Origin of the sequence: Anabaena sp. 54, from assembly GCF_017355725.1 — a bacterium.
Classification (GTDB): Bacteria; Cyanobacteriota; Cyanobacteriia; order Cyanobacteriales; family Nostocaceae; genus Dolichospermum; species Dolichospermum heterosporum.
In genome coordinates this window covers 14,593-35,166 of the sequence record NZ_JAAVWA010000021.1, presented here as the reverse complement: position 1 = coordinate 35,166, position 20,574 = coordinate 14,593, and the positions used below count along the sequence as shown (strand labels likewise).

At 37.6% G+C, this 20,574-nt stretch carries 21 protein-coding genes; 8 read left to right on the top strand and 13 right to left on the bottom strand.

Going from position 1 to position 20,574, the window contains the following annotated elements; genetic code table 11:
* Positions 1–18 precede the first annotated feature (18 nt).
* The 7 genes from HEQ36_RS17655 to HEQ36_RS17625 form a co-directional block, all read right to left on the bottom strand.
* Positions 19–156 carry a hypothetical protein gene (locus HEQ36_RS17655; protein WP_168636322.1) on the bottom strand — a complete coding sequence of 46 codons (138 nt, stop codon included), beginning with the start codon at positions 154–156 and terminating at the stop codon, positions 19–21.
* A gap of 189 nt (positions 157–345) precedes the next feature.
* Positions 346–663, bottom strand: a complete 318-nt coding sequence (trxA, locus tag HEQ36_RS17650) for a thioredoxin (RefSeq protein ID WP_053537807.1) — start codon at positions 661–663, stop codon at positions 346–348.
* Positions 664–789: 126 nt separating this feature from the next.
* Positions 790–2,103 carry a dihydrolipoamide acetyltransferase family protein gene (locus HEQ36_RS17645; protein ID WP_168636321.1) on the bottom strand — a complete coding sequence of 438 codons (1,314 nt, stop codon included), beginning with the start codon at positions 2,101–2,103 and terminating at the stop codon, positions 790–792.
* Positions 2,104–2,388: 285 nt separating this feature from the next.
* Positions 2,389–3,966 carry a cyanoexosortase A system-associated protein gene (locus HEQ36_RS17640; protein ID WP_053537809.1) on the bottom strand — a complete coding sequence of 526 codons (1,578 nt, stop codon included), beginning with the start codon at positions 3,964–3,966 and terminating at the stop codon, positions 2,389–2,391.
* 13 nt (positions 3,967–3,979) lie between these two features.
* Complete coding sequence (locus HEQ36_RS17635; RefSeq protein WP_290708165.1) at positions 3,980–4,756, bottom strand: HpsJ family protein; 777 nt, start codon at positions 4,754–4,756, stop codon at positions 3,980–3,982.
* Between the two features lie 389 nt (positions 4,757–5,145).
* Complete coding sequence (locus HEQ36_RS17630) at positions 5,146–5,595, bottom strand: YlqD family protein (protein ID WP_053537811.1); 450 nt, start codon at positions 5,593–5,595, stop codon at positions 5,146–5,148.
* A gap of 91 nt (positions 5,596–5,686) precedes the next feature.
* Positions 5,687–7,651 carry a long-chain fatty acid--CoA ligase gene (locus HEQ36_RS17625; protein WP_053537812.1) on the bottom strand — a complete coding sequence of 655 codons (1,965 nt, stop codon included), beginning with the start codon at positions 7,649–7,651 and terminating at the stop codon, positions 5,687–5,689.
* A gap of 347 nt (positions 7,652–7,998) precedes the next feature.
* On the opposite strand from HEQ36_RS17625, the gene HEQ36_RS17620 reads away from it, so the two are divergent.
* Positions 7,999–8,235: a hypothetical protein gene (locus HEQ36_RS17620; protein ID WP_015083356.1), complete on the top strand. Its 237-nt coding sequence runs from the start codon at positions 7,999–8,001 to the stop codon at positions 8,233–8,235.
* A 451-nt stretch (positions 8,236–8,686) separates the two neighbouring features.
* On the opposite strand, the gene recQ is transcribed toward HEQ36_RS17620, so the two are convergent.
* On the bottom strand, positions 8,687–10,876 hold the full coding sequence (gene recQ / locus HEQ36_RS17615) for a DNA helicase RecQ (protein ID WP_168636320.1): 2,190 nt from the start codon (positions 10,874–10,876) through the stop codon (positions 8,687–8,689).
* Between the two features lie 5 nt (positions 10,877–10,881).
* Here recQ and HEQ36_RS17610 point away from each other — a divergent pair, with 5 nt between their 5' ends.
* The 4 genes from HEQ36_RS17610 to HEQ36_RS17595 all read left to right on the top strand — a co-directional run bounded on the left by HEQ36_RS17610 (position 10,882) and on the right by HEQ36_RS17595 (position 14,564).
* On the top strand, positions 10,882–11,073 hold the full coding sequence (locus HEQ36_RS17610) for a hypothetical protein (protein WP_053537814.1): 192 nt from the start codon (positions 10,882–10,884) through the stop codon (positions 11,071–11,073).
* 81 nt (positions 11,074–11,154) lie between these two features.
* A complete protein-coding gene (locus tag HEQ36_RS17605; RefSeq protein WP_053537815.1) occupies positions 11,155–11,664 on the top strand; it encodes a DUF29 family protein in 510 nt (169 codons plus the stop codon).
* Positions 11,665–11,979: 315 nt separating this feature from the next.
* Complete coding sequence (locus HEQ36_RS17600; RefSeq protein ID WP_168636319.1) at positions 11,980–13,932, top strand: AAA family ATPase; 1,953 nt, start codon at positions 11,980–11,982, stop codon at positions 13,930–13,932.
* Positions 13,929–14,564, top strand: a complete 636-nt coding sequence (locus tag HEQ36_RS17595) for a hypothetical protein (protein WP_168636318.1) — start codon at positions 13,929–13,931, stop codon at positions 14,562–14,564. The genes HEQ36_RS17600 and HEQ36_RS17595 overlap by 4 nt, the downstream gene beginning before the upstream one ends.
* Positions 14,565–14,601: 37 nt before the next feature.
* Here the strand turns inward: HEQ36_RS17595 and HEQ36_RS17590 are convergent, their stop codons facing one another.
* Entirely contained in the window at positions 14,602–16,092 is a 1,491-nt protein-coding gene (locus HEQ36_RS17590; protein ID WP_168636317.1) for a HEAT repeat domain-containing protein, read from the bottom strand.
* A 140-nt stretch (positions 16,093–16,232) separates the two neighbouring features.
* Here HEQ36_RS17590 and HEQ36_RS17585 point away from each other — a divergent pair, with 140 nt between their 5' ends.
* Entirely contained in the window at positions 16,233–16,517 is a 285-nt protein-coding gene (locus HEQ36_RS17585; RefSeq protein ID WP_168636504.1) for a DUF427 domain-containing protein, read from the top strand.
* Between the two features lie 55 nt (positions 16,518–16,572).
* Here the strand turns inward: HEQ36_RS17585 and HEQ36_RS17580 are convergent, their stop codons facing one another.
* The 4 genes from HEQ36_RS17580 to HEQ36_RS17565 all read right to left on the bottom strand — a co-directional run bounded on the left by HEQ36_RS17580 (position 16,573) and on the right by HEQ36_RS17565 (position 18,594).
* Positions 16,573–17,007, bottom strand: coding sequence for a molybdopterin-binding protein (locus HEQ36_RS17580; RefSeq protein WP_168636316.1), 435 nt, complete (start codon positions 17,005–17,007; stop codon positions 16,573–16,575).
* Positions 17,008–17,121: 114 nt separating this feature from the next.
* Positions 17,122–17,895 carry a 1-(5-phosphoribosyl)-5-[(5-phosphoribosylamino)methylideneamino]imidazole-4-carboxamide isomerase gene (gene hisA / locus HEQ36_RS17575; RefSeq protein ID WP_053537823.1) on the bottom strand — a complete coding sequence of 258 codons (774 nt, stop codon included), beginning with the start codon at positions 17,893–17,895 and terminating at the stop codon, positions 17,122–17,124.
* Between the two features lie 73 nt (positions 17,896–17,968).
* Complete coding sequence (locus HEQ36_RS17570; protein WP_168636315.1) at positions 17,969–18,262, bottom strand: DUF3593 domain-containing protein; 294 nt, start codon at positions 18,260–18,262, stop codon at positions 17,969–17,971.
* The gene (locus HEQ36_RS17565; RefSeq protein ID WP_015083349.1) at positions 18,259–18,594 is read right to left on the bottom strand and encodes a DUF2499 domain-containing protein; all 336 of its coding nucleotides are present in this window, start codon (positions 18,592–18,594) and stop codon (positions 18,259–18,261) included. The genes HEQ36_RS17570 and HEQ36_RS17565 overlap by 4 nt, the downstream gene beginning before the upstream one ends.
* A gap of 26 nt (positions 18,595–18,620) precedes the next feature.
* Here HEQ36_RS17565 and csaB point away from each other — a divergent pair, with 26 nt between their 5' ends.
* Complete coding sequence (csaB, locus tag HEQ36_RS17560; protein WP_053537824.1) at positions 18,621–19,667, top strand: polysaccharide pyruvyl transferase CsaB; 1,047 nt, start codon at positions 18,621–18,623, stop codon at positions 19,665–19,667.
* Positions 19,668–19,887: 220 nt separating this feature from the next.
* The gene (locus HEQ36_RS17555; RefSeq protein ID WP_168636314.1) at positions 19,888–20,574 is read left to right on the top strand and encodes a C40 family peptidase; all 687 of its coding nucleotides are present in this window, start codon (positions 19,888–19,890) and stop codon (positions 20,572–20,574) included.

Sequence of the window (20,574 nt, the reverse complement as noted above, 5' to 3'; positions counted from 1 at the left end):
AGAGTTGGGTTGGTTAGCTTATGTACGGGCTGGATACCGTGATTCAACTAACAACGAATCGCACTTAATTCCTACGTCAATACCCACCGCTGATTTGACAGTTTCAATTTCTGTGACTTCAGGTAGCGATTCAGGTAAATTGAGTAATACACTCATGTACCAGCCTTCCCGCAATCTCCTGGTGGATTTTCCAGAATCAATTTCATGATTTTGTTTCGCACAATCTCTCTTAGAGATCCCGCAGGGGTAGATACAAAGGGGCAAAGGAAGAAATACACGGAAAACCGCTGTCATAGAGACGCGGGATTTGGCATCTCTAATTGAAGACAGTAACTATTTTAAAGGTTAAAGCTTTGCTTGCAGATGTTGTACTAATTGTGGTGCTTGCATAACACCTTCGATTCTATCTACAGGCTGTCCTTGTTTAAATAGTACCAAGGTTGGTAAAGCCTCAATGCCGTATCGGCTGGCTAATTCTGTATACTTTTCTGTATCAATCTTGACAATCCGCAAACGGTCTTTCAATTGACTGTTGACTTGTTCTAAAATTGGCACCATCATTTGACAAGGACCACACCAGTCAGCATAAAAGTCTACCAATACGGGTACATCTGAACCAGATAGCATTTCTTCAAAGCTGTTGAATTGTTTTTTAATGGTCATAACACACCAGTTTTTAATTAATTGTTTGTTTTAATGTTAGTTCTTAGAATCTGTAATTTGTATATGTTTATATTTTTTATAGATCCCCAACTTCTCTAAGAAGTCGGGAATCTGGGTATTAATCTCTTACATTGTCAAAAACTGAGGATTGGTTTCAATCAATTTTGCTAAGTCTTGCAAGAATCCGGCGGCATCAGCACCATAAATGATGCGATGATCACAGGTAACAGTTACTTGCATTTGTTGACGTACACCAAATAAGCCGTCGGCTGTGGCTACTACCTGAGGACGTGATGCACCAATGGCTAAGATAGAACCTTGTCCAGGTGGTAAAATGGCATCAAAGGTATCTACACCAAACATTCCCAAGTTGGAGAGGGTGAAAGTACCGCTGTTGTATTCTGCTGGTTGTAGCTGTTTCGCTCTAGCGCGTTCTACTAAGGATTTCCAGTTGCGAGATAAAGAGTAGATGTCAACTGTATCTGCATTTTGCAAAACGGGTGTTATTAAACCACCATCATCCATGGCTACGGCGACGGAAACGTTAATATTAGGATGATTGACAATTCCTTCGTCTGAGTAGCTGGCATTGAGGATGGGGTGTTTTTGCAATGTCACGGCTACAGCTTTGGCTAGTAGCGCGGTCATTGTTACGCCTTTAGACTTAATTTGTTTGTAAAGTTTATCGAGTCCATCGGTGCTAATTGTGTAACTAACACGGAATACAGGTACGGATAGACTGGCTACCATACCCCGAACTACGGCATTTTGTAAGGTAGTGAATGGTACTATTTGACCGGGAACAGCACTACTAACTACAGGCACAGGTGCTGGTGCTGCTACAGGCACAGGTGCTGGGGCGGCTACTGGTACTGGTACTGGTACTGGTACTGGGGCGGCAGTGACAACAGGGGTAGCAATTGGCTGAACTTTACCAACTGCAACTTCTACATCCTCAGCGACAATGCGACCGTAGGGACCGCTACCTGTGAGGGTATTTAAATCTATTTTGAGTTCTTTGGCTAGTTTACGGGCGCGGGGTGAAACTACGACTCTGCCCGGTTGATGGTTAGAACCATTTTGAGATGCGGTGACAGGGGCGGCAACTGCGGCAACTGCAACTGGTGTGGGAGCAGGTGTCGAGGGGGCAGCAGCGTTATCTGCGTTGGCTAGGGACTTGGCTGTGGCTATTTCTGCTTCTGTTTCGGCAATGTAAGCGATCGCTGCGCCGACTGGTGCGGTTTCACCGGCAGGAACAATAATATGGGCGAGATATCCTTCATAGAAGGTTTCTACATCCATATCAGCTTTATCTGATTCGACAACCACCACCGTTTCGCCTTTCTCTACTTTATCTCCCGGCGACTTGACCCAGGAGACAATTTTGCCTTCGGTCATGGTGGAACTCAGCGCCGGCATAAATACTTCGTTAATGCTCATGATATGGTGGTTTCAGAATCAATTATATATGGACTTCAATCTACGAATTTTAACAGTTTTGTGATCAAGTGGGTGATTTTTTGGAAAAATCAGATTGATGAAAACTATCTGTTTTTTTTGCACAAAACACAACCGCCTACTTCATTGTCAGCGGTTCTGGGGAGTTGAATAGATTTTTGTAAGAAGATAGTTCTTCCTTATCGGTTTTACGATAACAAATCCAAAATCGTTTGTCAACCCCCTAATACTCTATTTTGGCGTTTTTATGGGAGTAAATCTTTTTGTCTAGTTTTTCAACTTAGGGAAATTACCCTGCCAATAAGACAATAAAGTCTGCCAAACAGCTTCCAATTCAGCATCACTACCATCAGATTTCGCTAAGGAGAGTTGCCCCCAGACACAGCGTTTGTCACGGAGAGTCTGTTTACCGTTGAAGAGATTCAACCATTGAGAGGGATTTAAATAAGGACGATAAAAATAGGCAATGAATTGAGACGCTGTGACTGTACTTTTTCCCATAGAATTAATGCAGGCTGTCAAATAGTGGTTTTGCTCAGAGGAGAATTGTAAATGATAACCTTTGGGATTGACCTTTTCCAGAGGCTTTATTAGCTTAGGTAAATCAGGTAGATAACTAAATTGCTCATATTCAGATTGGATATCACCTAAACTGATAGGGATGTAGTAGAAGTTGACAGTTAAACTCTGTCCGGCTTTTTGGTAATGATAAATTTGTCCAGCCAAGACATCCTTCCTCTTATCTGCTTCCATATCTGTAGTCTTTTGCGGTAGAGACAGAGGTTCACTAGCGGTGAATTGCCACCCAGGGAGAGGAATTTGCTGTGGAAAACGATAGACGGCGGCTTCACTCAAGCCCGCTCTGGGATAGACCCAAAAATTAAATAAAATGATGACTAAACTGATACCTATCAGTACACTTGAATAGGATACTGGCTGGGATTTCTGAGGGGTGACTTCTGACAGTGATGATAGTGATGATGGAATTTGGTTATTGGGTGATAGTAAGAGAATCACAGTCCCAAACAATAGGAACGAGAGTACAGCAAAGATATTACCACCTTGAGAACCATGCCAATAATGAAATGCAGGTTTATCTGTGACTACGAAGGCGATAATAGCCAATCGGATAATGGAAAAAATCAGACTAATAACGACTGCAAGGATAAAAGGCAAATAAATATTTTTCAGGAACCCGGGAAAAAGAATGACCAGCAGCAAAGAAACTTTTAATAGCAATATCAGCAGTGGTATCGCTGTACATTCTGACAAAACATCAATTGTCCCATTATTCACAGAAACAAGAGCGCCCTGAGTAGTAGAATCAAAGCCCAAGTACCATAAAAGAAAAGAGGTGAATTTGGCAGAAATGACCGTAATCTGCATCAGCATTCCCAATAATTTTACCAAGATAATAACTAAAGGAAATAGGGCAATAATTACTAAATATTGCCGGAATTGTTTAATTCCCTGAAATCCTGATGCCAATAAAGCGAAACCTATGGAACTGATTAATGGCAGAAAATACCAGAAAATAGAGATTTCTTGGAATGAAAAATTTGCATTGAGGTAGGGAATGATTATCAAACAACAACCAATAAAATTAGTCGGAAATCGGCTAACTAAGGTGAGGTCATAGCGTTTCTGGTAAAGATGCCCCAGGATACTTGTATATAGCGCTAGTTCCAAGAACCATTGATTGAAATCTTGTTCAACTCGCCAGTAGAGTGTTAGGTTAATTGAAGAAATCAACCCAAAGATGAATAGGAGCAGGAAAGTATGATCAGTATGATTGAGTAAGTTAACTTTCCTGAATCTTCCCATTTTACGTTTAATTGCTAACATTATCTGTAACATTCTAAAAAGCCTGGCCTATTTTGAACCAAACAAATACAAAGGTAAAACCAAGAATAAAGAGAGCAATAATTGTTCTATAACTATTTTTCCATCTATTTCTATATTGCTGTCGCTTAGCTTGGGCTGCCGCTTCGGAAATTCTTCTTTTGGCAATGAGTAAGTTTTGTGTAATTGCATTTTTGATCTGAGGATCTGGTAAATTTAATTCCTTTGGACTCAGGTTGATATTCTTACCAAAAAGCTTGAGTTGTTTTGTACTAACCCCAGAATTTAGACTCCTCTCGATTTGGCTTATTTGTTCAATATTGCTCTTTTGCTGTTCGATGATCTGATTATTTACTGATTTTAATAAACGTCCTGTATTTACAAAAACCAGGGGAATTGCCAGGAAAAATGCGACTCCCATCAATAGGATTATCCAGCGAATAATTTTTTGAAAAATAATTTCTGGAAAGCGGATGTCATATTGATTTTCACTAAAATAACGAGTAAAAATAAACCCCAAACCAATCAAAAAAATCCAACTGTGTTCAGTGAATGCTCTAATAGAATTAAGTTCACTTTCAAAGTTTTGGAGTTGGAACTCAGAAAGAACATAGATAAAGTCTATGAATGACATAATCACAAGAGCATAACCGATGATTGGTAATAGACCAGTCAGATCACTACTCTTAAATGAGATTCCTATTAATTTAACCCGACGGAAAAATTTGATAAAATTCCTGACTAAAGAGAAAAAGAAGAAATTAATGCTTTTTCTAATGTTCTTCATGTTCATGATGTTTGTTTATGCTATATAGCGGTATGCACTTGAGTGAGATACAGTCAGTGAATTATAACCTTTGTAGTAGCGTAGATTATACGCCCTAAATTATGTTATAAATTAAAGATAACCGTTATAGCGGTATCGGTAGGCTGATGTAACTTTGTTAAAAAATAGCCAAAAAACTGATAATAAGATTAATTAGCAGGAACAAAGCCAAACTATCTAATTGATTATAAATTGGTAGTGTGTCAAAAATTTCGGTTTTTAGCTATTATTAGTAATATTTATCTTTTAGAGATTCAATATAGTCATTTATTTCATTTATTTATCAAATAAGCGATCGCTTCCCCCTGCTTCAAGAAATATCCCCGACTTCTCCAAGAAGTCGAGGATTAAGTTATTTAGATATCTCCGCGAATTTCTTCAACAATGCCATCACGCAGGACGACTTCCACCTGCATTTTACTAATCAAGTTATCACCCAGTTCGATGCGGAAAAAGCTTTCCATTTGAAATTGGTTGACTTCTTGATCTAATTCCAACAATTGTACTTGCTGGAGGTTTTGCAGCATTTGGTTTTTCTGCTCTAGGAGTTCACTTTTCTTTTGATTGACTTGCAGTTGAATATTGTCAATTTGTTGGAGTGTTTGGGGTCCTGGTGGTTGAACACTTTGCTTTTGAATGGCGCTAATTGCTCTTTGTCCTTCAACGTCTAGTTGTTGTAGTTGTTGATCAACTTGATTAATCTGAGCTTGGAGTTGCTGTTGTACTTCCTCTTTCCAGAGACTAGTAACTATGGCTTTGACATTAATTGGGCGTTTTAAAAGCAATTGAGGGTTGGAGACATCCATAAAATTTGTACGTTCACTCTTAAATAGTTTGTAGTGTGGAGAGGAGTCAGTAGGGGTTTCCCCGCCCAAGATTTAGGGGGAAATTAGGAAATTATTTAGCAAACATCTTGTTAATAATATCGCAATATCGTTCCATGACAACGTGACGACGGATTTTCAGAGTTTGTGTCATGAGTCCATTTTCAATTGAGAATTGTTCCTCAATGAGTTTAAATGCTCCAATACGATCATCGGCTCGATAGCTGGGACGGTTTTGGACTTCCCGATTTAATTCTTGACGAAACAAATCCTGGACTATTTTACTCTCTAAGTCAATCTTTTCACTATTATTTTGAGTTTCTGCCCATTTTGCTAAGGCTTCTAGGTTAGGAACAATCAGAGCGCCAATGCTACGTTGATCTTGTCCTACTAACATGATTTGGTCAATATAGGGCGATCGCAAACAAGCATCTTCTATAGGCTGTGGTTCGATGTTTTCACCGTTGGTTAAGACAATGGTGTCTTTTGCTCTACCTGTTAATACTAGGTCATTTTCAGGAGTTACCCAACCTAAATCACCGCTATCAAACCAACCTTCTGTGTCTATGGCTTTGGTTGTGGCTTCGGGATTTTGATAATAGCCCTGCATGATTTGTGGCCCTTTGAGCAGGACTAAACCCCGTTCTCCAACTGGTAGAGGTTGACGAGTCTCAGGATTGACAATTTTTACTTCCGTACCCGGAATTGGTTGTCCCGAAGAACCCCGTAAATTTCGCCAAGGACGACGAGCATTAGTTACTGGTGAGGTTTCTGTCAAACCATAACCTTGTAAAATTTCCACACCAACAATTTCAAAGAAGTTATCTATATATGCAGGTAGCGCCCCACCACCACTAATAACGTGCTTAATTTTTCCACCTGTGGCTTCTCGCACTTTGGCATAAACTAATTTTTCACCTAGTATATGGAGTGGTAACAAGACTAATTCTGCTATTTTGGCTTGGGAACGTTCAATAAGTGAGGTGTGAATGTGATTTAAGCTCAATCTCTGGGAAATACGCCGCGCTTCAACATATTTCTGGCTCATATCCAGTAAAAATTTGACCAAACTTTGTTTTTTAGCTGGTTGTTCGCGGAATTGTTTTTGCACTCCTTCATAAATTGATTCCCATAGTCGAGGAACAGCAATCATGTAATTGGGTTTAAATTTCTTTAAATCCCCTTTCACAGAACGCAAATTAGTGTAAATTTGGGTACAACCTTGAGAAAGTAAAAAATATTCTCCACTGCGTTCATAACTATGCCATGTGGGCAGAATACTCAGAACAATATCTCCTTTTTCTGGTTGGACAACTACCCCCAAACTTTTAACTTGGTGCAGCAAATTTTTGTGAGATAGCATTACACCCTTGGGTTTTCCCGTAGTCCCGGAGGTATAAATTAGAGTTGCTAAACTTTCGCTGCTTTGTTTGGTAGCTATTAAAGTGTTGTTACTACCAATATCTAATAATTGGGAAAAGTTCACCACTGGAAAATTACGTTCTGTGGGTGGTGCTTCATCAGAAAGGAGAACTACCAGCTTAATCGGCAATTCATTTAAGCTTTCTCCTAACTTATTTAGAGTTTTGAGATCCTCAATTACTAATGCGGTACTGCCACTATGGGAAATAATATAGAGTAATTCTTCTCGTTCTGCTTGGGCGCTACGGACTGCATTTACCGCTCCAGCGGTCATTATACCTTGGTCGGCAATAAACCAGCGGGGACTGTTGTCAGCAATGAGGGAAACCCGTTCACCATAGGGAAGAGTGTCGCTATTGTTTATATTGATGCCTAACTTTTGCAAACCGGCGGCAAATTGTTGAATTTGCCCTGACAACTGACTATAGGTAATTTTTACTTCTGGTTTGGAGTGGGGGTTATGCAGGGCAACAATATTACCAAATTTCCTGGCAGCTAAAGTCCAAATTTCTGGTAGTGACTCGACGTTTGTGTAATCTACTAAACTCTGTAAAGCCAGGCTTTCCCGCTCAGAAATGTTAGCTAAGAAAGAAGTTGCAGATTGGGTTTTTGTCATAAGTAGGTTGGCGTTGAAAATTGTCGTCATAGCAAGGCAAGAGGCAAGAGGCAAGAGTAAAGAAGTTTTCAGCGATTTTACATTTCTTTACACAGTTTGGTTTTATTGTGTTCACCTACTTAAATACTGATGTTAAATCCAATAATAACCAATTATTTAATCTTTAGTTTACACATTAATTGATCACAATTACTGAATTATCACCGTTCCATATATAAAAATCTATGCTAAACTGATTTTATATAAACTAAATACTATGGTTGAGTCTTAGGACATTGCCATATATTTTAGTTTTAGTCAAACTGTGTTCATGTAATTTCATTTGGGGGTGATTCCCTATAGATTTGATGGATGTATTATTGCTCACCGTCATCAATGCAGGGGCTTGTTTGGCTTTGCCTAAGCTGCTATCTATGGTTTTGGTTCGTAAACCTCAACAATCTCAACCATTTGCCCTTACTCCTAGTTGCAAATCCGCCAAAATGGCAATGACCAGTTTCCCATATTGTACAGCCTACGGATTAACTGGTAGTCAATCTTGTAAATTTAGTCCGAATTTTTGTTCCCAATGTTCTCCTAATTAAAGAGAATATTAGCGAATAATAGCAATCCTCAATTATTTGTGAATATATTTATTTATTTTCTTCTCTGCGCTATTCATACAGCACTTCCTGGTGTTATGAGGTACATATCTAGCGGGCAAGATGCCTGCACTACAAGAGTTTCATGATTCAACTTTGTCCCTCATAAGAGCGGAAACCGCTGTAATTCTCGGTAAAAACATCAATTTTCACAAATCAGACAGGATTGCTATACATAACAGGGAATAGAAAAGTTGCAAGTATTTAATTTACTTATGCAATGTCAAAGACATTCAAAAATTCAAAAATGGTGTTTAGAATGCAAAATCAAGATGTAGTTATCACAGGGAGAGTTATTTATGAGTTTAATTGATGGTCTATTTTTAACAATATTGAATGCGGCTATTTGTTTGGTTTTACCAAAGCTGCTATCTCTGGCTTTATCTGCAAAAAACTAAAAATCAATATCATCTTTAATGGTTTTTTGTTTTTCTCTGCGCCATTTTGCTCTAACTAAACGAATTTCGTCAAAACTGTAGCTTTCACCTAAATTTTCCCGAATGGGTGTGAGGGCAATATCACCAACAATTTCTAAGACGTTCCAGATTTTCTTTTGGCGTTCTAAGGGGACTAATTTACTTAAATCTACAGGTTGTTTTTTCTCAATTAAATTGGAGAGATGATTGATAATTGTGGCAGTTTTAACGTTGCGTTGTTTAGCGATGTTTTCAATACTCAAACCCTGGTTATATAATTCCAATGTTGTTAATTCTGTATCAGAAGGTGAGTGAGAATGAGGTGAGGAACTAACTCGATTAATAGTCTTTTCTTGTAACCCTTGTTCTTGGCGGTATTTTTGAATTTCTGCTAAGAATCTTTCGCCATATTGAGATAATTTATGACTACCAACCCCGGAAAGATTGCCAAATTCATCTAAGGTTTTTGGTTGGCTTTGTGCCATTAATTTGAGGGTAGAATCATGGAAGATGACGTAGGGTGGTACTGCTTGTTCGTCTGCGAGTTCTTTCCTAAGCGATCGCAATTTTTGCATTAGCACTTCCACATCTGCTGCTTTGACATTTTCCTCTTCCCAAGTCATCTTTTTGACTGTAGGAACAGCAATGGAAACTGTGCGTTGTTTTCGCATGACTTCCCAGCTTAAAGCATTTAGTTTTAAAACTGAATAACCATCAGCCGTTTGTTCTATTAATCCTTGATGTAATAAGGATCTACATAACATTCGCCATTCATCTACTGTTTTATCTTTGCCAATTCCATAGGTAGAAAGTTGATCATGTTTATTAACAATAATTCTTTGATTTTTTCCACCTCGCAAAACATCAATAATATGCAGCATTCCAAATCTTTCTTTACACCTAGCCACACAAGATAAAAATTTCATGGCTTCAATTGTCCAATCTTGAACAGGTTTGGGATAAAGACAATTATCGCAATTTCCGCAATTTCCGGGAAATCTTTCCCCGAAATAACTTAATTGAATTGTGCGTCTACAATCTGTCCCTTCCGCATAATCAATTACCTGTCTTAGTTGCTGTTTAGCTATTAATTGTTCTTGAGGATCGGTTTTTTGATTAATACTCCATTCTATAGTTTTAATATCACCATAATTGAAAAATAATGTACATTTAGAAGGTTCATCATCTCTACCGGCTCGCCCTGATTCCTGATAGTAACTCTCTAGATTTCGGGGTAAATCGGAATGCACCACAAACCGCACATCAGGTTTATTAATGCCCATACCAAAGGCAACGGTGGCTACCATTACTCGCACATCATCCCGAATAAACCGAGTTTGATTTTTTGATCTTTCCTCATCACTTAAACCAGCATGATAAGGCAAAACAGAAATCTTATCATTTTGGAGTTTTAAAGTTATTTCATCAACTTTTTTGCGAGTTAAACAATAAATAATTCCCGAACCTTCATTTTCTCTAACTATTTCTAATAATTCGGCGTAAGCACGGTTACTTTTAGCCCGGACTTCATAATAAAGATTTTGGCGGTTAAAACTAGCAATATGAATACTTGGTTGTCTTAATCCTAATTGTTCAATAATATCAGCCTTGACTCTATCTGTGGCGGTAGCAGTGAGGGCAACTGTAGGCACATCAGGATAACGTTTTCGGAGTAATCTTAATTGCCGATATTCTGGGCGGAAATCATGCCCCCATTCTGAGACACAATGGGCTTCATCAATGGCAAAGGTGGAAATCCCCACTTTTTCCTTAACTACGTCTAAAAGGGGGAGAAATCGGTCACTAACAAGGCGTTCTGGGGCGACATAAAGCAATTTTATTTTACCATTCATGATCGCTTCTTCACGGGAGCGAACTTTATAGGCGTTAAGACTACTATTCAGAAATGTGGCAGAAATGTTATTAGTTCGCAGTGCTTCTACTTGATCTTGCATTAAAGCTATCAAGGGTGAGACTACCACTGTTAAACCGGGTTTCAAAAGTGCCGGTAATTGAAAGCACAGAGATTTACCCCCACCGGTGGGCATAATTACCATTAAATCACGATTCTCTAGTGCATCTTCGATAATTTGCCGTTGTCCAGGGCGAAATTGATCATAACCAAAATGATGTTTTAAAGCTTTTTCTAGGTGTGGGTACTGAAGCATGGTAGATGGCTGCTGCGTGTCTGGTTTGTGATGAAGATATTAGAATTTTAACGCACGTTGGGGAATTGGTAGAGGGAACGCTAGAATTTATAGATAGGAAAATGTCAGAATCAGGATATCCAGGATTAAAGGATGAACAGGATAAAAATAGGGATTTTATGACTGATTACCTATTACCCATTCCCAGTCTTAGCTAGATATCTAGCAATTTGGGTTATTATAGAACATCAAAACTACAAGATCAACTAATGTCTGCAACTAGGTAGAATAAAATAACTATGACGCAAGAATTAATGGAGTTAAGACAAACTATATTAGAAGGGCGTTATGATGATGCCTTGGAAATTCTTGATGATTTGGAGGAGATGAGCAAACAGGGAACTTTGCGAAAAATAGAAGCTTTTTTAGTGAGGTTGGTTATTCATCTGATTAAAAATCAAATTGAACAGCGTTTAACTAATTCTTGGATTGCTTCAATTTCTGATTCTGTGATTCAAATTGCCAAATTGAATATTAAAGATAATCAAAAATCTTATTATATTAAATCTGATGCATGGGGTGAATATTTAGCAGAAGCTTTAGAAATGGCAATTCGTCCCGCTAGTGCGGAGATTTTTGGCGGAACGTTAAAACCAAGTCAAGTTTCTCAAAGATTACAAGGAAAAGAATTAATTGATTTTGCTGAAAACCTTTTGTTATTAACTTATGAATATCAACCTAAAGAGTTAGCAAAGATGATTGATAATTATTTATCACAATTACCAGGAGGTGAAGATTGGTTTGAGTAATTTTGGTAAAACTAAGTTGTTTGAGTATAATGAAGTAATGAATAACCAACTTGGCGTAGATATATGCTTTTTTTGTCTTCGTGATGATAAGATATTGGATGAACGAACCACGAAGGAGCGAAGGTAGCGAAGAAAGAAGAGTTTTAGAGAGTTTTTGCGTTAGTTTTGGTAAATTGTCTTTGTTGGAAGTTTTTTGTCATAAACTAGTTAAGCTAGTTTTAAAAATTACCCAGAGTTTTGTATTTTGCTATCTTGTGAAAGGATTTAACCTGTAATTTCTTCAGATTAACTTAAAAAAGTGAACCGGATAAACTCATGTTTATTAGTATTGACCAGATTAGAGAGTCTCTTAAATATTTGGAAAAGGTAGATTCTTTTTGGGGAATTACTTTTTTGAAATTCAAGCAATTACAATTACCAGTAGGTAATACTGTTGAAGTATCTCTATATTCGGAAATTAAAGATTTTTTAGAAAAAAACTATAAACTCTATAAGGACTCAACATTTTCTTATAGATGTTTCCGTTTATCAAAAAGTAAAAATAGATGGATAAAACTTAACAGATATGTAAATTATATAATAGAAGATGTTTATAGAGAGATTTATAAAGATATCCATACACCAATATTTAGAGAATCATTAATCAATAACATAAATGAAGACAGATGGGGCTGGAAAGATAACTATATTGAAATTTTAAAATCCTGTTTGTCTCAGTATGATAATCAACTGATTCCTGCTTTTCATTTAGCTGTCTGGATATATTGTGAAAAAGAATGGTCATCTGAAACAACACCAGAAGATATTATTCAAAATTTCAAAAATGAATTTTTATTAAATGAACAAGAAATTAATCAATTATTTGATATTTCTATACCTGAAAATATCAATATAAACCAACTTTTTCAAGACGAAGTAGTGTCTTGGGAAGAATTAAAAACTGTTATTGGCAAACCTCCAGATATTCTACCGGAAGAAGGTACTTTAACTTATTTAGAAATACAAGGTGTAGGGGCTGCAAAAAAACTTTGTTTTGAACCAGCAGAAAGACTGAGCCTAATTACAGGTGATAATGGACTGGGTAAAACTTTTTTACTAGAATGTGCTTGGTGGGCTTTAACTGGACAGTGGGCAAATTTACCAGCATATCCAATGCAAACTGCAAGTGAAGATGAACCTGTAATTACATTTAAAATTTCTGGAGATTCTGAATCTGATACAGAGAGTATTTCTTATGATTGGCAACTTCAAAGATGGAATGAAATTAAAAATCGCTCAACTATTCCAGGTCTTTTAATTTATGCCAGAGTAGATGGTTCTTTTGCCGTATGGGACACAGCAAAACAATATTTATCATCTTCTTCACGGATTAGAAATATTGAGAAAAAACCACTTCCTTTTGTCTTTACAAAAGATGAGTTATGGAATGGTCAAAAAGATGAAAATGGCAATACTTTTATTAATGGATTATTACAAGATTGGATTCAATGGCAAAGTAGACCAGATAAATATCCATTTAATACCTTAGAAAAAGTATTAGCACGTTTATCACCTCCCGAAGAAGGTGATTTAGGAATTTTGAAACCGGGAGAACCTGTCAGACTTCCTTATGATGCTAGAGAAATTCCCACCATAGAACATCCTTATGGAACTGTTCCCATTATTCATGCTTCGGCAGGAGTACAGCGGATAATTACAATGGCTTATTTGATAGTTTGGGCTTATGAAGAACATAAAATACAATCAAAACTTATCCGCATAGAACCACAGAAGAGAATGGTTATTTTAGTAGATGAATTAGAAGCACATCTTCACCCCCAATGGCAAAGGGCTATTTTACCTGCTTTGTTAGATGTGAGAGATGATTTAGCATCTGATTTACAAGTGCAAATTATGGTTGCTACTCATTCTCCTTTAGTAATGGCATCTGTAGAACCTAGATTTGATCAAACAGTTGATAAGCTATTTAGTTTAGAACTGGTGAAAAGCGATTCATTAGGGAATGAAGTCCAAATTGAAGAACTTCCTTTTATCCGTCAAGGTGTGGTAGATTCTTGGTTAATGTCTGATGTTTTCAAATTGCGTCATGCTCGTTCTTTGGAAGCAGAAAAAGCTATAGAAGCAGCGAAAGTTTTACAATTATCAGATAATCCCAATTCGGAAGATGTGGCAAGAGTATCAAATGATTTGGCAAGGTATTTATCAGAAGATGATAGATTTTGGCCAAGGTGGGTTTATTTTGCAGAACAGCATGGAGTAGATTTGTGATTCCTATTAAACCCCAGCCTGAACCTGATGATTTTGACGAGAAAGTTAGAAAACCAGGTTTGGCTTTCTTAAGTAAATTTCCTAATCCTACAAATAAAGATTACGAAAATAAAAACGCTACCTATTGGCGAGAATCGTTAAATGATTTATACAAATCTTATAATAAAATTTGTGCCTATTCTGCTCAATGGATTTCCCGTCCAGAAGGTAATCCAACGGTTGACCATTTTCTTCCTAAATCTGCTAAACCTGAATTAGCTTATGAATGGCATAATTTTCGTCTTGCTTGTTTAACTTTAAATCACAAAAAAGGAACAAAATTAGATGTTATAGACCCTTTTGAATTACCTGTAAATAGTTTTATTCTAGATTTTCCTTCTCTTATTATCAAGCCTAATCCTGAACTTTTATATCCGCTCAAAGAAAGAGTAATATCAACAATTAATCGCTTGGAATTAAATGATTATGACAAGTGTATTGACGGAAGATTAGAATGGCTAAAAACTTACTATGAAGATAATTCTAGTTTCGACTCTTTAAAAAGGAAAGCTCCATTTATTGCTTATGAATTAGAACGTCAAGGGTTAGTAGAAGTAGACAAGATAGCAAAAATTATGGGTGTGAAAATATAACCCAGCAAACAGAAAAATGGAAAATATTTTTGATAAATCAAGAATGATGCCAAGCTTGATAAAATTCTGGATAGGACATATTTTGGGCGCAATTCCAAATCAAATCATAGTCTTCACTATCTAGTTTATAGCGACGTAAAGCTTGCACCACCAAGAATATATCTTTATTGCTAGTGACTATCTTTCCTAGGCTTTTAGCTGCTAGTTTATGGGTGTACTCATTCTGTGATTTATCCAGAAGTTGCACTAAAGCGGCAATGGCTTTTTCATTATTCATGCCTATATTGCCTAAGCTTTCTAGTGCATAGACAATAATTTCATCATTTTCTGATGTATTTATAAGTTGCAATAAAGCGGAGATGGCTTTTTCGTTACCAGGATGTATATTTCCTAAGCTTTCGGCTACTTGCACGAGGATATGCTCATTCTGTGATGTATCTAAGAGTTGCCCTAAAGCAGAAACAGCTTTTGCATCACCTTTGCCTATTTCTCCTAATGTATAAAGTGCTTGACTAATCGCTTCTTCATTCTCTGATACATTTAAGATTTGGATTAAATCGGCAATGGCTTTTTCGTGATCAGTTTCTATTTGGTATGGGGTTGTAGCAGCTTGGAGAATAACGGCTTTTTCGTGGTTATTGTCTATTTTTCCTAATCCACTTATATATTTATTGCCTGATTTATCTAGTAATTGTACTAGAGCAGAAATGGCTTTTTCATTGCCAATGCCTATTTTACCTAAGCTTTCAGCTAGTTGCCAATAAATAGCATCATTTTGTGCTGTATCTAAAATCTGCACTAAGGCGGAAATAGCTTGTTCATTACCATAGCCTATTTCTCCTAAGCTTTCAGTCGCTTGCCTACGGATATCATTATTATCTGATGTAGTTATAATTTTTACTAAGGCGGAAATAGCTTGTTCATTACCATAGCCTACTTTTCCTAAGCTTTTAACTACTCGTCTACGGATGTCTTTATCCTGTGACGTATTCAATAGTTGGGTTAAAGCGGAAATGGATTTTTCACTACCAGATCCGATTGTTTCTAAGCTGGTAATGGCGAGAAAAAGGGTAAAATTTTGTTGTAATGTGTTGATTGATTGGACTAAAGTATCTATGGCTTTGGTTCTGTCGGTTTCTTGAAGTCCTACAGTGACTTGCTGTTCAATGCTATTGAAACAATAATAATCTAATTTCCAATTAACCAGTTGTTGAACTATGTTATCAGCTTTTGCCGATTCTGGGAATTGAGCGATCGCTGCTGCTGCTAAAAAATAGGCGCGATAACCATAAAAACCCTTACCCTGATATGGTACACAGCCATCTTCAAAATTGACCAAAGCTTGAATAAATGCCTCTTTTGACTCTTTGGGTACATCTTCGCGTCCAAACCAGGATAATATTACTGGTTGCCATTGGGGTTCAAAAATGCGGTATGCTTGATTGTCTATGGGTTGATTTTTATGGTTTTTGGGCAAGAAGACATCCCAATCATCAGTCACCGTTGTGGCAAAATCCTCTGGTTTCATAAATCTACTATAAATAATAAAACTTATTTCGAGATTGACAGGTGGTATTTTGAAAAAAATTACTAGAATTCACTGTATCACGTTAGTAAATTATCATTTTAAATGTAACAATATGAATTATTAACTTTTTTCAGACTCAAATCATGAAAGCAATTTGGAATGGTGCTATTCTAGCCGAAAGCGATAATACTGTAGTTGTGGAAGGAAATCATTATTTCCCGGTTGACACTATTAATAAGGAATACTTTACAGACAGCAGCACTCATACCACTTGTCCTTGGAAAGGGGTTGCTAGTTACTACAGTGTTGAAGTTAATGGACAAGTTAACAAAGATGCAGCTTGGTACTATCCTAGCACCAAGGAAAAGGCTAAAAATATAGAAGGTTATGTTGCTTTCTGGAAAGGTGTAAAAATCGAAGCTTAGTAAACAAAAAGATTCCCGACTTCTTTAAGAAGTCGGGAATCTAAGTTAAGTATTTCTAATCTTTAGCAATCACAATATCATTAGATTTAATCACAGCATAGGCTTCTGTACCTTCAGATAATTCTAATTCTTCAGCGGAAACTCTAGTAATCATGGAAGTTAATTCAACTTTCTGAACGATTTCTAAAGTTATTTCAGTATTTATACTGCCTGTAGTTACTCGTTTTACAATTCCTTTTAAAACATTACGAGAACTAACTTTTAATGCTTTTTTGGGACTAACAATTTCAAATTCAATATTTTTTGTTTCTGCTTGTTCTAGTGAAGTTGATGATGATATGGACGGTGCTGAATATTGTTTAAGTCCCCGGACTAATTCTCGCAAAATCTCTGTTTTAGTCCGCTGGGAGTTTTGACAAAATTCTTCTAATATCTTGCGTTCTTCTTCAGATGTTTGAAATGTCACCCAACCCTGGTCTTTTCTTGGCATAAAACTACTAATTTATTGAGTAAATATAATCCTAATACAATACTAGCAATAATCAATACAATCAAGGACGCAGACCCTGCGCCCCTACAGGTTTCTCTATATTGCTAATTCATTTTAAGCAATGCTAGAAATACCGAAATCTGGTGGTATATCTTGCAGTCTTCCCGGTCCAATAGCTTGTAATCCTTCTTTGAGGAGAATATCACCCGTATACAAGGCTTTACCGACTATCACACCTGTGACACCTTGGGGTTCTAAGGCTAATAAACTTAATAAATCGGTGACGGAACTTACACCACCGGAAGCAATTACGGGTATGGAAATTGCTGCTGCGAGTTCTCGTAATGCGTCTAAATTAGGTCCTTCTAATGTGCCGTCACGGTTGATATCAGTGTAAATGATGGCTGCTGCACCTAGTTCTTGCATTTGTACTGCTAGTTGGGTGGCTAATAATGTTGACGTTTCTAACCAACCGCGAGTTGCGACTAAGCCGTTACGGGCATCTATGCCAATAATAATTTGTTGGGGAAATTCTTGACAGAGTTCTTGGACTAATTGAGGTTGTTCGACGGCGACAGTGCCGAGAATTGCCCAATTTACTCCCAGATTAAATAATTGTACAACACTGGAGCGATCGCGCAATCCGCCCCCAACTTCAATGGGTATATCAAGATTATTTCTAATGGCTTCAATAGCTGCTAAGTTGACGATTTTCCCAGCTTTTGCGCCGTCTAAATCAACTAAATGTAGTCTTGTCGCGCCTTGGTCTGCCCACATTTTCGCTACTTCAACGGGGTTTTCGCTGAATACTTGCGATCGCTCGTAGTCTCCTTTATATAGTCGCACACAGCGACCTTCTAGTAAATCAATTGCGGGGATGACTTCCATTTATTTTTTTCCTGATAAACAATAATTTTTTTCTCACGCAAAGGCGCAAAGGCGCAAAGAAGAAAGACTGAGTTTAATTTTTGCTTTTTAATTCTTGTACTGCTTGGCGAAAACCTAAGACTAGTAAGATGTTAGCAAGGGTTAAAAAGACTTCTGCGCTGCCATGTAACCAGTCTACGTTGGCTAGTTGTTCTCCGTACTGGACTTTGGCGTAAATGGCGGCGGGGATGGTGATGGCGACAAATACCAATGTGCCGTAAAATCCATATAGGGCTAAACGTGGCATTTGTGGACTGCGGCTGATAAACCACAAGAAACCCAGATAGGGAAACAGAGAGAGGGCAAAGAGGGTTTCTTTTGATATCATTGTTCTGATTTGATAGATTGTGTCTCAATGGGGCTTGTAGACTTGGTAGAACGCCAAATTAGATAAGCTGCTGCCCAGAGAGTAAAGTTACCAACTAATGTCATGGTAGCTTGTAGGGTGACTAACCATTCTAATGATTCGGAATTGTCGAAATAATGCCAAGTACAAGCACACATTGCGCTAATTAAAGCTGGTAACATGGCAAAGGATAATCCCCACCAACTCCGATTTTCTGTAAGTTCACCGTATATCCAAATTAGCCAAATTGCGGCTATCCACTCAATGACGCTAGAAATATGAATTATCCAGGTGGGAATCGAAAGGGCGTGCATAATTAATCTAAAATCTAAAATTTAAAATGGGGAAAATGCGGGTTTTATTGTCTGGGTATTACGGTAAGGGTAATGGTGGTGATGAAGCTTTGTTAGCCACACTTCTGCAAATGCTACCACTTGATGTTACTCCTGTGGTGCTTTCTGGAAATCCTGAAGAAACTCATCGGCATTATGGTGTGGAATGTTACAACCGCATGGCGATTTTCTCAGTCTTAAAGGCTTTGCGTTCTTGTGATGCTTTTGTTTGGGGTGGTGGTAGTTTAATTCAAGATGCTACCAGTCTGATTAGCCCTTTTTATTATGGGGGATTGATGGCTTTAGCTCAAGTTATGGGTTTGAAAACTGTGGCTTGGGGACAGGGTATAGGTCCTTTGTTGCATTTCCAAACTCGTTGGTTAGCAAAGGGGAATTTTGCAGGTTGTACTCAAGTGAGTGTGCGCGATCGCTCCAGTTCTCGGTTATTATCAGATTGGAGTATACCCCATATCCTTGCCCCTGACCCGGTTTGGGCATTGGAATCGAAGCCAGTCCCGGAATTAGTAGATTTACCAAAACCCAGAATTGCAGTTACTTTAAGAAATCATCCTCAATTGACAGAAAAGCGGTTAACAAATTTAACTCAAGCTTTAGTTAATTTGCAGAAGGAAACCCAAGCTTTTATTTTATTATTACCATTTCAAAAAAGTGAAGATCTAGGAATTGCGGAAAAAATTCATACTCAATTACCAGATGTGAGTAGAGTTATTTGTTCCGAAGATCCACAAATTTTAAAAGGTGTATTTCGCGGTGTGGAAATGTCCATAGGAATGCGTCTCCATAGTTTAATTATGGCAGCAAGTGAAGGTTCTCGTTGTTTTGCATTAAGTTATGATCCCAAAGTCAACCGATTAATGGAAGATTTAGAAATACCTGGTTGGGATTTAAAGGATTTACCAGATGATGTAGATTTAATCAGTAAAATTTGGATTGATTATTATAATAATGGTGTGGCTTTGTCACCTCATAAAATTCAATCCTTAGTAAATGAGGCTTTTTTACATCGGGATTTATTAAAGAAAGTGTTACCATAAAAAGCGATTTATACTATCATGTGAAACCTGTTCATCCTTAAATCCTGATAGCGTTCACGTAGTATGCTGGAGGCACCAGACATAGCGTGGCGTAAGTAGGTGAACACAATAAAACCAAACTGTGTAAAGAAACGTAAAATCGCCCAAACCCTCTTCACTCTTGCCTCTTGCCTCTTGCCTCTTGCCATAACGACAATTTTCAACGCCAACCTACTTACTTATGTCAATAAACCTAATAATTCCCCATTCCCCAACAGCAGAATATTTCTGTAACACCAACCTAAATATCTATGATTCCCCTAAATGTATCCGTTTAGCTACCCAAGCCGCCACCGGACGACATTTACAAATAACATCAAATCATCCAGATACAGCAGTTGCAGTATGTTTATGTGAAGATGACTATCCAGGATGGTTATCACTTCAAGATTTGCAATTTCTTCAACCAACAGAAACAATATATCAACCTCAATTCATCTCAACCGCAGAAATTCAACAGCACATACCCACAGTTATCGCTTTTACCCAAGCAGCAAAAGCAGAAGATAATTATTACCTTTGGGGTGGCACAGTCGCACCTAATTATGATTGTTCGGGTTTAATGCAAGCAGCATTTAAATCTGTGGGTGTGTGGCTACCGAGAGACGCTTATCAACAAGAAGCTTTTACCCAAGCAATTGATATTACTGAATTACAACCAGGGGATTTAATCTTTTTTGGAACTCCTGAAAAAGCTACTCATGTAGGATTATATTTGGGTAATAATTGCTATATTCACAGTTCAGGAAAAGAACAAGGACGCAACGGTATTGGTATTGACCAACTTTCGGAACAGGGAAACAAAGTTAGTCAGGCTTATTATCAACAGTTACGCGGCGCTGGGAGAGTTGTGAAAAGTTATGAATGA

Excerpts from the sequence above, each read along its gene's own strand:
- HEQ36_RS17655 (WP_168636322.1), bottom strand. The coding sequence starts at position 156 with ATGAGTGTATTACTCAATTTACCTGAATCGCTACCTGAAGTCACAGAA.
- trxA (WP_053537807.1), bottom strand. The coding sequence starts at position 663 with ATGACCATTAAAAAACAATTCAACAGCTTTGAAGAAATGCTATCTGGT.
- HEQ36_RS17645 (WP_168636321.1), bottom strand. The coding sequence starts at position 2,103 with ATGAGCATTAACGAAGTATTTATGCCGGCGCTGAGTTCCACCATGACC.
- HEQ36_RS17640 (WP_053537809.1), bottom strand. The coding sequence starts at position 3,966 with ATGTTAGCAATTAAACGTAAAATGGGAAGATTCAGGAAAGTTAACTTA.
- HEQ36_RS17635 (WP_290708165.1), bottom strand. The coding sequence starts at position 4,756 with ATGAACATGAAGAACATTAGAAAAAGCATTAATTTCTTCTTTTTCTCT.
- HEQ36_RS17630 (WP_053537811.1), bottom strand. The coding sequence starts at position 5,595 with ATGGATGTCTCCAACCCTCAATTGCTTTTAAAACGCCCAATTAATGTC.
- HEQ36_RS17625 (WP_053537812.1), bottom strand. The coding sequence starts at position 7,651 with ATGACAAAAACCCAATCTGCAACTTCTTTCTTAGCTAACATTTCTGAG.
- HEQ36_RS17620 (WP_015083356.1), top strand. The coding sequence starts at position 7,999 with ATGGATGTATTATTGCTCACCGTCATCAATGCAGGGGCTTGTTTGGCT.
- recQ (WP_168636320.1), bottom strand. The coding sequence starts at position 10,876 with ATGCTTCAGTACCCACACCTAGAAAAAGCTTTAAAACATCATTTTGGT.
- HEQ36_RS17610 (WP_053537814.1), top strand. The coding sequence starts at position 10,882 with ATGGCTGCTGCGTGTCTGGTTTGTGATGAAGATATTAGAATTTTAACG.
- HEQ36_RS17605 (WP_053537815.1), top strand. The coding sequence starts at position 11,155 with ATGACGCAAGAATTAATGGAGTTAAGACAAACTATATTAGAAGGGCGT.
- HEQ36_RS17600 (WP_168636319.1), top strand. The coding sequence starts at position 11,980 with ATGTTTATTAGTATTGACCAGATTAGAGAGTCTCTTAAATATTTGGAA.
- HEQ36_RS17590 (WP_168636317.1), bottom strand. The coding sequence starts at position 16,092 with ATGAAACCAGAGGATTTTGCCACAACGGTGACTGATGATTGGGATGTC.
- HEQ36_RS17580 (WP_168636316.1), bottom strand. The coding sequence starts at position 17,007 with ATGCCAAGAAAAGACCAGGGTTGGGTGACATTTCAAACATCTGAAGAA.
- hisA (WP_053537823.1), bottom strand. The coding sequence starts at position 17,895 with ATGGAAGTCATCCCCGCAATTGATTTACTAGAAGGTCGCTGTGTGCGA.
- HEQ36_RS17570 (WP_168636315.1), bottom strand. The coding sequence starts at position 18,262 with ATGATATCAAAAGAAACCCTCTTTGCCCTCTCTCTGTTTCCCTATCTG.
- HEQ36_RS17565 (WP_015083349.1), bottom strand. The coding sequence starts at position 18,594 with ATGCACGCCCTTTCGATTCCCACCTGGATAATTCATATTTCTAGCGTC.
- csaB (WP_053537824.1), top strand. The coding sequence starts at position 18,621 with ATGGGGAAAATGCGGGTTTTATTGTCTGGGTATTACGGTAAGGGTAAT.
- HEQ36_RS17555 (WP_168636314.1), top strand. The coding sequence starts at position 19,888 with ATGTCAATAAACCTAATAATTCCCCATTCCCCAACAGCAGAATATTTC.